The sequence below is a fragment of the Brevundimonas sp. Bb-A genome (assembly GCF_009394735.1).
Classification (GTDB): Bacteria; Pseudomonadota; Alphaproteobacteria; order Caulobacterales; family Caulobacteraceae; genus Brevundimonas; species Brevundimonas aurantiaca.
The window spans coordinates 1,534,408-1,547,353 of record NZ_CP045456.1 but is presented as its reverse complement, the minus strand read 5'-3'; the positions used below and the strand labels follow the sequence as shown (position 1 = coordinate 1,547,353).

Sequence of the window (12,946 nt, the reverse complement as noted above, 5' to 3'; positions counted from 1 at the left end):
GCGCTCCGCCGCCTTCCCGATGACTTCCATTCAAGGAGCGTATTCATGAGCTTGAACAGCGCAATGCTGGCCGGCGTGTCCGGCCTGGCCGCCAACTCCGCCGCCCTGGCGGCGATTTCCCAGAACATCGCCAACGTCAACACCGTCGGCTACAAGCGCTCGCAGGGCGAGTTCCAGACCCTGGTCAACAGCCAGACCCGGACCGGCGGCTCCTATTCCGCCGGCGGCGTGATGTCGGCGACCCGTTCCTTCGTGAGCCAGGAAGGCCAGCTTCAGCGGACGACCGAGAACACCGACCTGGCCGTCAGCGGCCAGGGCTTCTTCGTCACCACCACCCAGGCCGAGAACGTCGGCGCCACCGACACCCGCCTGTTCACCCGCGCCGGCGCCTTCCGGGTCGACAATCTGGGCTATCTGAAGAACAGCGCCGGCCTCTATCTGCAGGGTTGGCCGGTGGATTCGAACGGCGACATCTCGACCGATCCGTCCGACCTGTCGCGCCTGCGCTCGATCAACATCGGCCAGGTCGGCGGCACCGCCGAACCGACGACCCGGGTTCAGATCAACGCCAATCTGCGTTCGACCCAGACGGTTTCCACCGCCGCCGCCGCCAATCGCTATAACGGCGTCGACGACGCGGCCACCCCGCCGGTCGAGCACGATGTGGACGTCTCCTATGTCCGCACCGGCGCCAACACCTATCAGGTGACGATCAAGACGGGCATCACCAAGATCACCGGCACCGCGACCTACGCCGCCGGCGCCCTGACGGGCTTCACCCCCACTGCGGGAAGCAACGGCTCGGCCACCGCGACCGCGACGGCCCTCACCATCACCCCGACCAGCGGCACGCCGCCTGTCGCGGGCACGCCCTTCGCGATCAACTTCGCCGACATCGGCATGTCGACGGACGGCGTGGCCAAGACCAAGTACGACCCCTCGGCCAACTCCATGGCCATGTATAACGCCGAGGACGACAATCCGGTGGGCGTCAAGCCCGACTTCAAGATGAACATCCCGGTGTCGGATTCGAAAGGCGGCCAGCGCAACCTGGAAATCCGCTTCCTGAAGAGCGCCGAACCGAACCAATGGTATGCGGAAGTGGTGGCCGTGCCGGCCAGCGACGTCGTCACCGGCGCGCCCTACTCCCACGGTCAGATCAAGACCGGCCTTATCGCCTTCACCCCCTCAGGCCGCCTGGATATCGAGACCATGCAGGCTTGGCCCGCAGGCAAGGGGCTGTTCGACGATCCGGAACAGGCGAGCCTGAACTTCCTGGAATCCGATCCGAACAATACGATCGACCCCGCCGATCCGTCCGACAATGGCAAGGTCAAATGGGCCGACGGCCTGGGCATCGCGGCCCAGACCGTGACCCTGGACCTGAACACCTCCGCGGGCGGCCTAAGCCAGCTGAACACCGCCTCGGTGGTCCAATCGACGGTCACCAACGGCACGGCCTTCGGCAATCTGAGCGAGATCACCATCGACGAGGGCGGCTTCGTCACCGCCATCTTCGACAACGGCGTGATGCGTCGGATCGCCCAGGTCGCCATCGCCACCTTCCCCAGCCCCGACAGCCTGAAGGAGGTGTCCGGCAACGCCTATGCGGTCAGCCTTGAGAGCGGCACCTACAATCTGAAGGCCGCAGGCACCGGCGGCGCGGGCAAGGTCGCCGCCCAGCAGCTGGAGTCTTCCACGGTCGATCTGTCGGCGGAATTCACCGGCCTGATCACGACCCAGCGCGCCTATTCCGCCTCGTCCAAGATCATCACCACGGCGGACGAAATGCTCGCTGAACTGATCAACATCAAACGCTGATCGGCCAGTAAGTAACCGTTAGTTCTAATGAATCGTCGCTCAAGCAAGGTTTACAGAGTCCCTCTGGCGAGGTCGGATTTTATCCGTTCCTTCACCACGACGCTTAAACCGACCTTAGAGGGGCAGGCCTACAGTCATCTCACTACGGTGATGGTGAAAGAGGCATAAGCCCATGTTGCAAGAGCGACGCCTGAATAGCAAAGGCGAACAATACGTGGTCGGACCGACTGGCACGCCCCTGACCCTGAACGATCTGCCCCCGGCCAACACGGACCGGTGGGTGATCCGCCGCAAGGCCGAGGTCGTCGCCGCCGTGCGCGGCGGCCTGCTCAGCCTTGACGACGCCCTGGCGAAGTACCGCCTGACGGCGGAAGAATTCCTCGCCTGGCAGAAGGCCATCGACAAATGGGGCATGCAGGGCCTGCGCACGACGCGGATCCAGAGCTACCGCTCCTAAGGCTTCTCCCCGAAGACGAAGAGGGCCGTGTCCGGCGACGGATGCGGCCCTTTTCGTTTCCCAGCCTCGAAATCGCGCCGGTTCCGCACTAAATGGCGGCCATGACCCTGGTCGAAGATCTCTGCCCCGTTCCCGACATCCGCCGCACCGACATGGATGCGGCGGTCGAGAGCGCTCGGGCGGCGGTCGGCCTGCCGGTCGGAGCGCGCGTCGTCGCCGCCATGTCCGGCGGGGTCGATTCCACCGTCGTCGCCGCCCTGCTGCACAAGGCGGGCTATGACGTCGTCGGCGTGACCCTTCAACTCTACGACCACGGCGCGGCCCTGAAGAAGAAGGGCGCCTGCTGCGCGGGTCAGGACATCCACGACGCCCGTTTAGCCGCCGAGACCATAGGCATCCCCCACTATGTCCTGGACTATGAAAGCCGGTTCAAGGACGCGGTGATCGACCAGTTCGCCGACTCCTATCTGAAGGGCCAGACCCCGGTTCCCTGCATTCGCTGCAATCAGACGGTCAAGTTCCGCGACCTGCTGGACGTCGCCCGCGACCTGGGCGCCGAGGCCATGGCCACGGGCCACTACGTCCGCCGCGCCGCCGTCGGCAATCGCTCGCAGATGAGGAAGGCGATCGACCATTCGCGTGACCAGTCCTACTTTCTGTTCGCCACCACCCAGGACCAGCTCGACTATCTGCGCTTTCCGCTGGCCGATCTGGAGAAGCCTCAGGTGCGCGGCGTCGCCGCCGAACTGGGGCTGAAGATCGCGGCCAAGCCGGACAGCCAGGACATCTGTTTCGTGCCCTCCGGCGACTACCGCACCCTGATCGACCGCCTGCGCCCGCAAGGGCGCGAGGCCGGCGAGATCGTGCACATGGACGGTCGGGTGCTGGGACGCCATGCCGGCATCACCGACTACACCATCGGCCAGCGCCGGGGCCTGAACGTCGCGGTGGGCGAGCCCCTGTTCGTCGTCAGGCTGGAGCCCGAAACCCGCCGCGTCGTCGTCGGCCCGCGCGAAGCCCTGCTGACCGCGTCTCTGACGCTGGAAGAGACCAACTGGCTGGGCGACGAGGCCACCCTCGTCGAGGCCGCTGCGTCCGCCCTCCCCGTCCTGGCCCGCGTCCGCTCGACCCGCCAGCCCTCCCCCGCCCGTCTGGCCCTGATCGACGGCGACGTCTGCGTGGTTTTCGACGAAGGCGAGGAAGGCGTCGCCCCCGGCCAGGCCTGCGCCCTTTACGATCCGACCGACCCCGACCGCGTCCTGGGCGGCGGCTTCATCCGCGACACGACCGCCGTAGCGACAGCCTAGACAATTGTGGAGATCGGGTGGATTTTGAGTTGATTTTCGTCGAATATTGATTGAGACCCCATTCAACAATAATGCACAGCTGCGTTATATTTCTTTAAACTGATCATTGCAGTAATGCCCTAATCCCCGGCCTGACCAAGCAGGGGAAATAAATGCAACGTCAAAACAAACTCCGCCTCCAGCTTTTGCTGGGGACCGCGCTTCTCGCCGCGCCCGTTTCCGCCTTCGCCGGCAGCGATCCCGTCGCCGTCGATCCGACGCCGACCGGCCTGGCCGACATCGTCGTCACCGCCACCAAGCGTGAAACCAATCTGCAAGACACGCCGATCTCCATCTCGGTCATGGGTTCGGAAGCGCTGGAAAACCGCCACGTTCAGAGCCTGATGGATCTGGCCGACGGCGCTGTGCCCAGCCTTCGCGTCGCCACCTTTGAAGCGCGCCAATCGGCCCTAACCATCGGCATTCGCGGCATTGTGCCGAACGACGCCAACCAACCCGCCCGTGAACAGGGCGTCGGCGTCTATGTCGACGGCGTCTATCTGGCGCGTCAGCACGGCCTCGCTTCCGCCCTGCTCGACATCGAACGGGTGGAAGTCCTGAAGGGGCCGCAAGGCACCCTGTTCGGCCGCAACACCGAAGGCGGCGCCCTGTCGCTGGTGACCAAGAAGCCCACGGGCGAGTTCGGCATGCGCGCCGTCGCCGGCGTCGGCAACCTGGACTCCTACAACTCCGAACTGCACGTCGATTTTCCGGCCCTGGGCGACTTCGCCTTCAAGGTGGACGGCGTGATCGCGGTTCAGGGGCCCGTCACCAAGAACATCCTGCCGGGCGAGACGGGCTTTGGCCAGTACGACCGCCGCGGTCTGCGCTTCCAGACCCGCTGGACCCCGGCCGAAAACTTCACCGCCGATCTGGCGGCCGACATCGGCAAGGACAAGAACACCCCGTTCTACAGCCAGCTGCTGAACTTCAACCCGAACGGCCTGACGGTCGTGCCGTGGACCTCGGCCACCGTGCCGAGCGGCTCGATCCGCGCCCTGTCGCCCCTGGTGCAGGTCGAAGGTTCGGAGCGCATGACGCAGGCCGACATCGGCGTGCCTCAGCAGTGGAGCGTCGATGACACGCGCGGGACGGATCTGCATCTGTCCTATCGCCCCAGCGACGCGCTGGAACTGCGTTCGATCACCGCCTATCGCGACCTGGACGTCGAGCAGTACGACAATATCGCCGGCGCCCACCGTCCGCCGGTGACCGGCCCGAATGGCAAGTTCTCGCGCTACTCCCTGGCCGGCTTCTGGCAGCACCAGTTCAGCCAGGAAGTCCAGGCGGTCGGTTCGCTGGGCGACAGCATCGACTATGTCGGCGGTGTCTTCTACTTCAAGGAAACCGTGTCGGACGATGCGGCCACGCCTTCGACGAACCAATGGAACGCCGACGGCACGGGCTACACCATCCTGGACCCCACCCCGACCATCCGCGGCTCCCGCTCGCTGGACCGCAAGTCGACGGCTCACGCCGAATCCAAGGCGGTCTATGGTCAGGCGACCTGGACCCCGGCCCAGCTGGACGCCCTGCACCTGACGGTCGGCGGCCGCTACACCTGGGATGACAAGGACGGCAAGCTGGAGATGGTGAACAACGCCCCGACCAATCTCAGCTTCAACACCTCGGTCGATCGGTTCGATCCGCTGGTCACCCTGGCCTATGACCTGACCGACAGCGTCAACGTCTACGGCAAATATTCGACCGGCTATCGGGCCGGCGGCGCCTCGTCGCGCTCGCTGACCTATCGCTCCTTCGATCCGGAAGAGGTGAAGGCCTATGAGCTGGGCCTGAAGAGCGACCTGTTCGACCGTCGGGTGCGGCTGAACGCGGCCGTCTATGCGATGGACCGCACCGACAGCCAGATCGACTTCAGCCTTGTCACCGTGATCGGCGCCTCCACCCGCAACACGCTGGAAACGATCAACGCCCCCGGCACCACCAAGATCCGGGGCCTGGAGTTGGAAGGCCAGTTCCGCGCCAACGACTATCTGACGCTGTCGGCCTCCTACGCCTATACGGACGCCAAGATCCCGGACACGGTGAACCCGTTCAACAATCAGGTGCAGAAGGTGTTCATCGCCTATACGCCTGAGAACGCCGCCAGCGTGGCCGCGGACTGGAACTCGCCCTTCATGGGCGCGACGCTGAAGGCTCACATCGACGCCAACTACGCCGACGCCAGCCACAGCTTCGACCAGTTCGAAATCAAGAACGACTCCTCGTTCCTGGTGAACGCCCGCATCGCGGTGGCCGACATCGCCACCCGTGAAGGCGGCCCCGATCTGGAAGTGGCCCTGTGGTCGCGCAACCTGCTGGACGAGACCTATGTCTACCGCCGCGACCCCTCGAACCGGGGCACGCTGGGCGACTACGGCAACTTCAACAACCCGCGCACTTTCGGCATCGAGCTGCGCGCCTCCTACTGACCGTCCTCCTCCCGGTCAGTTCGCCCCCTCCCGCCTGGCGCGGGAGGGGGTTCTCTTTTTTCAGATCGTCCAGATTTCGTGGAGAACGGATGAAGTTTATCCGAAGCCGTGCGGTTCCGCTGGACGTGCCGGGCGCGCGGCGCGATGGCGGAGGACGGAGGTTTCATGAGCAGTCTTGTCTTGATCGCCGACGACGAAGGCGAAATCGTCGAAATTCTGGACGCCTATATGCGTCGCGAGGGCTTTCGAACCGCGACGGCCTCGGACGGGCAGCAGGCGCTTGATCTCCATGCATCTCTAAAGCCGGACATGGTGCTGCTGGACGTGCGCATGCCCAATCGCGACGGCTGGGACGTCCTGGGCGAACTGCGCCGGCGCGGAGAGACGCCGGTCATCATGGTCACGGCCCTGGACCAGGATCTGGACAAGCTCCAGGCGCTCCGCATCGGCGCTGACGACTATATCGTCAAGCCTTTCAAACCCGTGGAGGTCGTCGCGCGCGTCCACGCCATTCTCCGCCGCACCGTCGGCGCGCCCGACGCCAAGGTGCTGCGGGTCGGACCGGTCGAGGTCCAGTTGGAGAACTATCTCGCCGCCGTGATCACGGCCGACGGACGTCGACGCCTGGACCTCACCCTGACCGAATTCAAAATGCTGGCCCATATGGCGCGGATTCCGTTGCGGGTCTTCACCCGCGCCGAAATCCTGGACGCCTGCTTCCCGAACCAGGACGTTCAGGAACGCACGATCGACAGCCATTTCAGCCATCTTCGACGCAAGCTGGAGGCCGCCGGCGCCGTCGGTCTGGTCGCCAATGTCCGGGGCGTCGGCTACCGGCTGGAGCCTGACGCTTGCCCCTGACCGACGGCATAGGGCGCAATGTGGCGGCGCGGATCGGCCTGGTCACCCTGACCGGCTTCATCCTCAGCGCGTTCTGCGCCTTCTTCGTCTATGCTTGGGTGTTTGAAAACCATCCCGGCGTGGTCGCCGCGCCGCATCACTGGAAGCCCCAGGCCGTCGACTATGCGGTCATCGTTGCAGCGGTCCTGACGGCGATCGGCCTGGCCGTCATGGCCGGCGCCCTGCTGGCTCGGCAGATCGTCCTTCCACTCGCGTCCCTGGCTATTACGGCCCAACGGATTTCAGAGGGCGACCTGACCGCTCGCGCCACCGTCGGCAAACGCGCCCTTCGCGAAACCGCCCAACTGGTCGAAGACTTCAACCGAATGGCGCAACGGCTTCAGGCGCACGCCGAGGAACGCATCGCCTGGAACGCCAAGATCGCCCACGAATTGCGCACCCCGGTCACCATTCTGAAGGGACGTCTGGAGGGCGTCGCCGACGGGGTGTTCCAGATCGACGATCACACCCTGACCAGTTTGAGGCGTCAGATCGAGGGCCTGGCGCGCATCGTCGAGGATCTGCGGGTGGTCAGCCTGGCCGAAAGCAACCACCTGGATCTCCAGCTTGAGGCGGTCGATCTGTCCCAAGAGATCGGCGCCCTGCGCGAAATCGTACAGCCCAGCCTGAGCGCCGCCGGTTTCGAAGCCCAGTGGCGCCTGGAGCCCGCCCTGGCCGTCTGCGATCCGACACGCCTCAGACAGGCCGCCCTGGCCCTGCTCGAAAACGCGCGGCGACACGCCGTTCCGGGTCCGCTGGTGATCCGCACGGCCACCTTCGGCGCCTTCGCCCGGATTTCGATCGAGGACAGCGGCCCCGGCATAGACGCCGATCGCGCCGCCCACATCTTTCACCCCTTCAAGCGCGACCCATCGGCCACGGGCTCGGGCCTGGGATTGGCGGTCGTCCGGGCGATCGCGGAGGCTCACGGCGGGCTCGCCCTTCACCGTAACACCGTCGCAGGCGGCTCCCTCTTCACCCTGGAGATTCCACGTCAGCCCGCGCGCCGACCCGCGGTCTAGCCGGCGGCGAAGACCCGGATGCGGTTGCCGTCGGGATCGCTCGCGACGAAGGCCCGCCCCTGACGGGTGTCCATCGGCGGCAAGACGATCCGCGCGCCGCGATCCCACCAGTCCATATGCAGTTCATCCACCACGGACGGCGCCTTCATGCGCAGTTCCAGGGCGTCTCCCGGTCGAGACGCCGGCTGTGCCGAACGCCACAGGCTCAGCGTCCGCCGGGTCGACAGAATGAAGACGGCGCGATCCGGTCCCGCTTCCAGCGGCGTTCGCCGCAGCAGCCGGGCGTAGAAGCGCGCCGCGGCCTCCGGGTCGGCGACGCTCAGTGGAATGTCTTCGATCTCGGTCATGCGCCCTCCGGTTTTTGCGAGAACAAACCTAGACCGCCCTGCTGCCAGTTCCTGTCAGCATGATCCTGCTTCCGCCCGTTTTTCCTGCGCCTCATGCCAGGTCTTCAGCAGGGCCTGACGCCGGGCGGGATAGCGGGCCTCCGTCACCTCCGCCTCGACGATCCGGTCGGTGCGGAAACTGCGGAAATCCTGTCGCAACTCGCACCAGGCCAGCAGCAGCCGCACCCGGTCGAAGAAGACCAGGGCGAAGGGCCAGACCACCCGTTCTGACGCCTTGCCCGCCTCGTCGCGGTAACACAGCCTCAGCCGCCGCTCGGTGCGGATCGCCTTTCTCAACAGGGCGGGATCGACCAGATCGGTCGGAAACGGCGCCCCCGGCACGACCAGCAGGGCCGAGGTCTCCATCTCGTCGCGCAGATCCGGAGGCAGGACCGCCGCGATCCGCGCCAGCGCCCCCAGGGCGGCGTCCCGCATCCGCGCATCGGCCCGGTCCGCCACCCAGCGCGAACCCAGCACCAGGGCCTCCACCTCCTCCGGCGTGAACATCAGCGGCGGCAGCAGATAGCCCGGCTTCAGCACATAGCCGACCCCCGGCTCCCCCTCGATCGTCGCCCCCTGCGCCTGCAGGCTGGCGATGTCGCGATACAGGGTGCGCAGACTGACCCCCATCTCCTCGGCCAGCGCACGACCGCTGACCGGCCGGCGCCATCGCCGCAGGGCGTTCAGAAGATCAAGCAGGCGTTCGGACCGGGACACGACGCGAGCCTAGCAGAGATGCTGACAGAAAGCGGCAGCATCAGGTTTTTTGGGATCAGGGGTTGCCGCGCACCGCCTTGGCCGTGTATCCGGCCGCCTCCGAAGAAGAGACACCCATGTTCGCCCAATACGTCGCCATGAACGCGCCCAAGAGCTTGGACCGCCTGTCGGTCCAAGGCGAGGGCGCGTGCGTGAGGGGCGCATAGGGAGCAGCGGGTCTATCGACTTCGGCTTTCCAGAAACCCCTCCCGCTTCCGGCCGGAGGGGTTTCTTGCGTCTGCGGGGCTCCTTTTCTCGCCGGTCCGGGAGGATCACAGACAGAGAAGGAGACGTCGGCCATGCGTGGTTATGACGTAATCGAAACCCCGGACCATGTGCCGATCAAGGCCTGGACCCGAGGGGTGCCCATCGAGGATGCGGCGCTGAAACAGCTGAAGAACGTGGCCTCGCTGCCGTTCATCCACAAGCACGTCGCGGTCATGCCGGACGTGCACTGGGGCATGGGCGCGACGGTGGGGTCGGTGATCCCGACCGTGGGAGCCATCATCCCGGCCGCCGTGGGCGTGGACATCGGCTGCGGCATGATGGCGGTGCGGACCTCGATCCGCGCCGAACACCTGCCCGACGACCTGTCGGCCATCCGCTCCGCCATCGAGGCCGCCGTTCCGCACGGCCGCACCGACAACGGCGGGCGCAACGACAAGGGCGCCTGGGCGGCCGAACCGCCGGCCTCGGCGGTCACCCGTTGGGCCGATCTGAAGGCGGGCTATGACGCCGTGGTGGAAAAACACCCCAAGGCGGCGCACCCGCGCGGCTTCGGCCACCTGGGCACCCTGGGCACGGGCAACCACTTCATCGAGCTGTGCCTCGACGAGGCGGGCGACGTGTGGGTGATGCTTCACTCCGGCTCGCGCGGGGTGGGCAACCGGTTCGGGACCTATTTCATCGAACGGGCCAAGCACGAGATGCGCCGCTGGCACATCAACCTGCCCGACCAGGACCTGGCCTATTTCCCGGAAGGGACGGACGGCTTCGTCGACTATGTGCGGGCGGTGTCGTGGGCGCAGAAATACGCGCGCGCCAACCGCGAGGTGATGATGGACAGCGTGCTCGGGGTGCTGAAGGCCTTCTGGCCGGATCTGGAGACGACGCAGGAGGCGGTGAACTGCCACCACAACTACGTCTCCAAGGAGAAGCATTTCGGCAAGGACGTCTTCCTGACCCGCAAGGGGGCCGTGTCGGCCAAGGACGGCGAACTGGGCATCATCCCCGGCTCGATGGGGGCGAAGTCCTTCATCGTCCGCGGCAAGGGCAATGCGGATTCGTTCTGCACCTGCTCGCACGGCGCCGGTCGGGCCATGAGCCGGACCGAAGCCAAGCGCCGCTTCACGATCGAGGACCACGTCCGCGCCACCGAGGGCGTGGAATGCCGCAAGGACGCCGAGGTGATCGACGAAACCCCGATGGCCTATAAGGACATCGACGCGGTCATCGCGGCCCAGACCGACCTGATCGAGGTCGTGCACACCGTGCGTCAGGTGGTGTGCGTCAAGGGATGACGGGAGCCGGTTTCACCGCAGGGTGGGGCCGGCTTTCGTCGTCAGGGCTCCGGGCGCCAGGTTACCCAGCGAGGCTCGCTAATGATGGGGGCGAAGGTGGGAGCCGGCGGATGCGGCAGACCATCATCCGCCCCTCGGAAAGTCACTGTCATCCAGTCCAACTGGGCCGTGTTTGTGTCTCCCGCAAAAATCTCAAGGATCGACAGACCCTCAGCCGGCCCAGGCCAAAATTGGCACCCCACAACGGCATTCAACTGATCAATGTGAAACCAGGACACATTGTCCGTTGCGGGTTTCGTCCAAGGCCAAGGTTGCGAACTTCTTATCGCAGTGACTCCGCCGGCGCCTGAATTGTAGCGGGAAACGACTTCCGCCTGCTCGAAATGTCGGCGTGCGGCGGCCTCCTGAGGACCGGCTCGATCAAGGAATTGTTCGATAGCGGCCAGCTCTAGTGTTGAAAATCCTGGACCTTGCTGGCTTTGAAGACGCGTTCTGGACCTCCAGCGAAAGTAGTTTCGAACAAACCTCTGCTGCCAAAACAGGAATCCCAAAGTCCAGCAGAACGCATAGAGGCCGAAAAACCAGGGAATGGCGGCGTTGCCGAAGGCGATCAGGACGCCGAAGCAACCACCGGCAAAGGTAAAGGCCGACAGGGCCAGCACGGCGTTCTGAACACGAGCCTTCCTTTTAGGACGCCGACTGAACTTGTCCAACCAAAGCCCCCTGTCCCGCTCTCAAACCCGTCCTCGACGGCCGCCCTAAGCCGCCTCATCATCCTTCGGCATCACATCCCCCACCGTCGGCCGGTTCTCCGCCCGCGTCAGCCGGATGTCCCTGGGCTTGACGATCTCGCCGCAGCAGCCGCAGGCGATGCGCGGGGTCAGGGTGGCGCCGCAGGTCGAGTGGACCATGTCGATACCGCAGTCGGTCTCGCCATAGACGTGTTTGGCGCCCCAGCCGTGCAGGGTCACCAGAACCCCGTACAGATCCTTGCCCTTGGGCGTCAGCACATATTCGTTGCGCGGCGGCCGTTCGGAATAGGGGCGCGGCTCCAGCACCCCGTGCTGGACCAGGCTTTTTAGACGTGCGGCCAGGACGTTGCGCGCCACGCCCAGATTGTCCTGCCACTGTTCGAACCGGCGCACCCCGTTGAAGGCGTCGCGGATGACCAGCAGGGTCCACGGATCGCCGATCACCTCCAGGGTGGCGGCGATGGAGCAGCTTTGGCGGCTGTAGTCTGCGGTGCGTCCCATGCGACAAAAGTGACCCCGCGTCAGGCGGTTGGCAAGAGGGTTGCCAATCCGAACCGGCTCAGTCAGTCTTGTTTGGCAACGGACCTGCGACCCCTCCAGAACGCAGCGCCTTCCGTCCCTTCTTCGCCTGACGCAGGATGGCGCCCATGGCCGATACGACCCACCCCATCTCCCTAGACGCCGCCCTGGCCTTTCACACCCTGGACGACGGCGGCCTGTCGGCGCCCGTGCCCGGTCATTTCTCCAACGGTCCGTCCGGCCTGCCGCCGGAGAAGGGCTTTCCCTTCGGCGGCCTGCTGGCGGCCCTGTGCGCCCAGGCGATGCGCCAGGGCCTGTCCCTGACCGCGCCGCTGCGGACCCTGTCTGTCCAGTATCTGTCGGCGGCGCGGTTCGGCGAGCAGGTCGCCTTTCGTCCGCGCCTGCTGCGCGGCGGCCGCAATGTGATCTATGCGGCGGTCGAGGCCGAGCAGGACGGCCGCATGACCCATCACGCCACCGGAACCTACGGCTTGGACGGCGACACCCCGACGCTCGCCCCGCTTCATCGGCCTCCGCCCCCGCTGGACAGTCTGAACCCCGCCGCCACCATCCGGGGGCCGATGTCGCCCCATTTCGCCCAGCATGTCGAATACCGGTTCGACGGCGGGCCCAACATCCTGGGCGGCAATGCGGGCAAGCCGGTGATCGAACGCACCTGGATGCGGATGGCCGACCGCCGCCCGCTGGACGAGGTCGGGCTGTGCTATCTGCTGGACGCCCTCTATCCCCCGGCCTGGACCGCCTCCTCCACGCCCGCCCCCATGACCACCGTCGATCTGCGGATCGACATTCTGACCGACCCGACGCCGGAGACGGCGCCCGAGGGCTGGGCCTTCTTCGAGTTCCGAATGCTGGACCTGGGCCTGGGCTGGACGGTGGACGAGGCGACCGCCTGGGGCGCCGACGGAACCCCGCTGGCGATCTCGCGCCAGCGCCGCAAACTGCTCCCGCAACGCGGCGGCTGATCCGATAACGGTCAGGCCCCGTTCACCATTCGGCTGTAGTCTCCACATC

At 65.9% G+C, this 12,946-nt stretch carries 12 protein-coding genes; 8 read left to right on the top strand and 4 right to left on the bottom strand.

Going from position 1 to position 12,946, the window contains the following annotated elements; translation table 11 throughout:
* Nucleotides 1-45: 45 nt before the first annotated feature.
* The 6 genes from flgE to BSP_RS07620 all read left to right on the top strand — a co-directional run bounded on the left by flgE (nucleotide 46) and on the right by BSP_RS07620 (nucleotide 7,978).
* Entirely contained in the window at nucleotides 46-1,821 is a 1,776-nt protein-coding gene (flgE, locus tag BSP_RS07645) for a flagellar hook protein FlgE (protein ID WP_194167016.1), read from the top strand.
* Nucleotides 1,822-1,993: 172 nt separating this feature from the next.
* Nucleotides 1,994-2,278: a DUF1153 domain-containing protein gene (locus BSP_RS07640; RefSeq protein WP_054765220.1), complete on the top strand. Its 285-nt coding sequence runs from the start codon at nucleotides 1,994-1,996 to the stop codon at nucleotides 2,276-2,278.
* A gap of 92 nt (nucleotides 2,279-2,370) precedes the next feature.
* Entirely contained in the window at nucleotides 2,371-3,585 is a 1,215-nt protein-coding gene (gene mnmA / locus BSP_RS07635) for a tRNA 2-thiouridine(34) synthase MnmA (protein WP_152949830.1), read from the top strand.
* A gap of 152 nt (nucleotides 3,586-3,737) precedes the next feature.
* Nucleotides 3,738-6,056, top strand: coding sequence for a TonB-dependent receptor (locus BSP_RS07630; protein ID WP_152949829.1), 2,319 nt, complete (start codon nucleotides 3,738-3,740; stop codon nucleotides 6,054-6,056).
* Between the two features lie 165 nt (nucleotides 6,057-6,221).
* On the top strand, nucleotides 6,222-6,917 hold the full coding sequence (locus BSP_RS07625) for a response regulator (RefSeq protein ID WP_152949828.1): 696 nt from the start codon (nucleotides 6,222-6,224) through the stop codon (nucleotides 6,915-6,917).
* Complete coding sequence (locus tag BSP_RS07620; protein ID WP_054765215.1) at nucleotides 6,908-7,978, top strand: ATP-binding protein; 1,071 nt, start codon at nucleotides 6,908-6,910, stop codon at nucleotides 7,976-7,978. Before BSP_RS07625 ends, BSP_RS07620 begins: the two co-directional genes overlap by 10 nt.
* On the opposite strand, the gene BSP_RS07615 is transcribed toward BSP_RS07620, so the two are convergent.
* Nucleotides 7,975-8,325: a VOC family protein gene (locus BSP_RS07615; RefSeq protein WP_054765214.1), complete on the bottom strand. Its 351-nt coding sequence runs from the start codon at nucleotides 8,323-8,325 to the stop codon at nucleotides 7,975-7,977. The two genes, BSP_RS07620 and BSP_RS07615, sit on opposite strands and share 4 nt — an antisense overlap.
* Before the next feature lie 54 nt (nucleotides 8,326-8,379).
* Nucleotides 8,380-9,081 carry a YafY family protein gene (locus BSP_RS07610; RefSeq protein ID WP_152949827.1) on the bottom strand — a complete coding sequence of 234 codons (702 nt, stop codon included), beginning with the start codon at nucleotides 9,079-9,081 and terminating at the stop codon, nucleotides 8,380-8,382.
* Between the two features lie 338 nt (nucleotides 9,082-9,419).
* On the opposite strand from BSP_RS07610, the gene BSP_RS07605 reads away from it, so the two are divergent.
* Complete coding sequence (locus tag BSP_RS07605; RefSeq protein WP_054765212.1) at nucleotides 9,420-10,640, top strand: RtcB family protein; 1,221 nt, start codon at nucleotides 9,420-9,422, stop codon at nucleotides 10,638-10,640.
* Between the two features lie 41 nt (nucleotides 10,641-10,681).
* Here BSP_RS07605 and BSP_RS07600 read toward each other — a convergent pair whose 3' ends face one another.
* Both BSP_RS07600 and BSP_RS07595 read right to left on the bottom strand, forming a co-directional pair.
* Nucleotides 10,682-11,353, bottom strand: a complete 672-nt coding sequence (locus tag BSP_RS07600; RefSeq protein WP_152949826.1) for a hypothetical protein — start codon at nucleotides 11,351-11,353, stop codon at nucleotides 10,682-10,684.
* Nucleotides 11,354-11,398: 45 nt separating this feature from the next.
* On the bottom strand, nucleotides 11,399-11,893 hold the full coding sequence (locus BSP_RS07595; protein ID WP_152949825.1) for a helix-turn-helix domain-containing protein: 495 nt from the start codon (nucleotides 11,891-11,893) through the stop codon (nucleotides 11,399-11,401).
* A gap of 146 nt (nucleotides 11,894-12,039) precedes the next feature.
* On the opposite strand from BSP_RS07595, the gene BSP_RS07590 reads away from it, so the two are divergent.
* Nucleotides 12,040-12,897, top strand: a complete 858-nt coding sequence (locus BSP_RS07590) for an acyl-CoA thioesterase II (protein WP_152949824.1) — start codon at nucleotides 12,040-12,042, stop codon at nucleotides 12,895-12,897.
* Nucleotides 12,898-12,946: the final 49 nt, after the last annotated feature.

What these genes read in the sequence shown, in the direction of transcription:
- BSP_RS07595 (WP_152949825.1), bottom strand. Translation starts at nt 11,893, where the DNA reads ATGGGACGCACCGCAGACTACAGCCGCCAAAGCTGCTCCATCGCCGCC.
- mnmA (WP_152949830.1), top strand. Translation starts at nt 2,371, where the DNA reads ATGGCGGCCATGACCCTGGTCGAAGATCTCTGCCCCGTTCCCGACATC.
- flgE (WP_194167016.1), top strand. Translation starts at nt 46, where the DNA reads ATGAGCTTGAACAGCGCAATGCTGGCCGGCGTGTCCGGCCTGGCCGCC.
- BSP_RS07590 (WP_152949824.1), top strand. Translation starts at nt 12,040, where the DNA reads ATGGCCGATACGACCCACCCCATCTCCCTAGACGCCGCCCTGGCCTTT.
- BSP_RS07640 (WP_054765220.1), top strand. Translation starts at nt 1,994, where the DNA reads ATGTTGCAAGAGCGACGCCTGAATAGCAAAGGCGAACAATACGTGGTC.
- BSP_RS07615 (WP_054765214.1), bottom strand. Translation starts at nt 8,325, where the DNA reads ATGACCGAGATCGAAGACATTCCACTGAGCGTCGCCGACCCGGAGGCC.
- BSP_RS07625 (WP_152949828.1), top strand. Translation starts at nt 6,222, where the DNA reads ATGAGCAGTCTTGTCTTGATCGCCGACGACGAAGGCGAAATCGTCGAA.
- BSP_RS07605 (WP_054765212.1), top strand. Translation starts at nt 9,420, where the DNA reads ATGCGTGGTTATGACGTAATCGAAACCCCGGACCATGTGCCGATCAAG.
- BSP_RS07630 (WP_152949829.1), top strand. Translation starts at nt 3,738, where the DNA reads ATGCAACGTCAAAACAAACTCCGCCTCCAGCTTTTGCTGGGGACCGCG.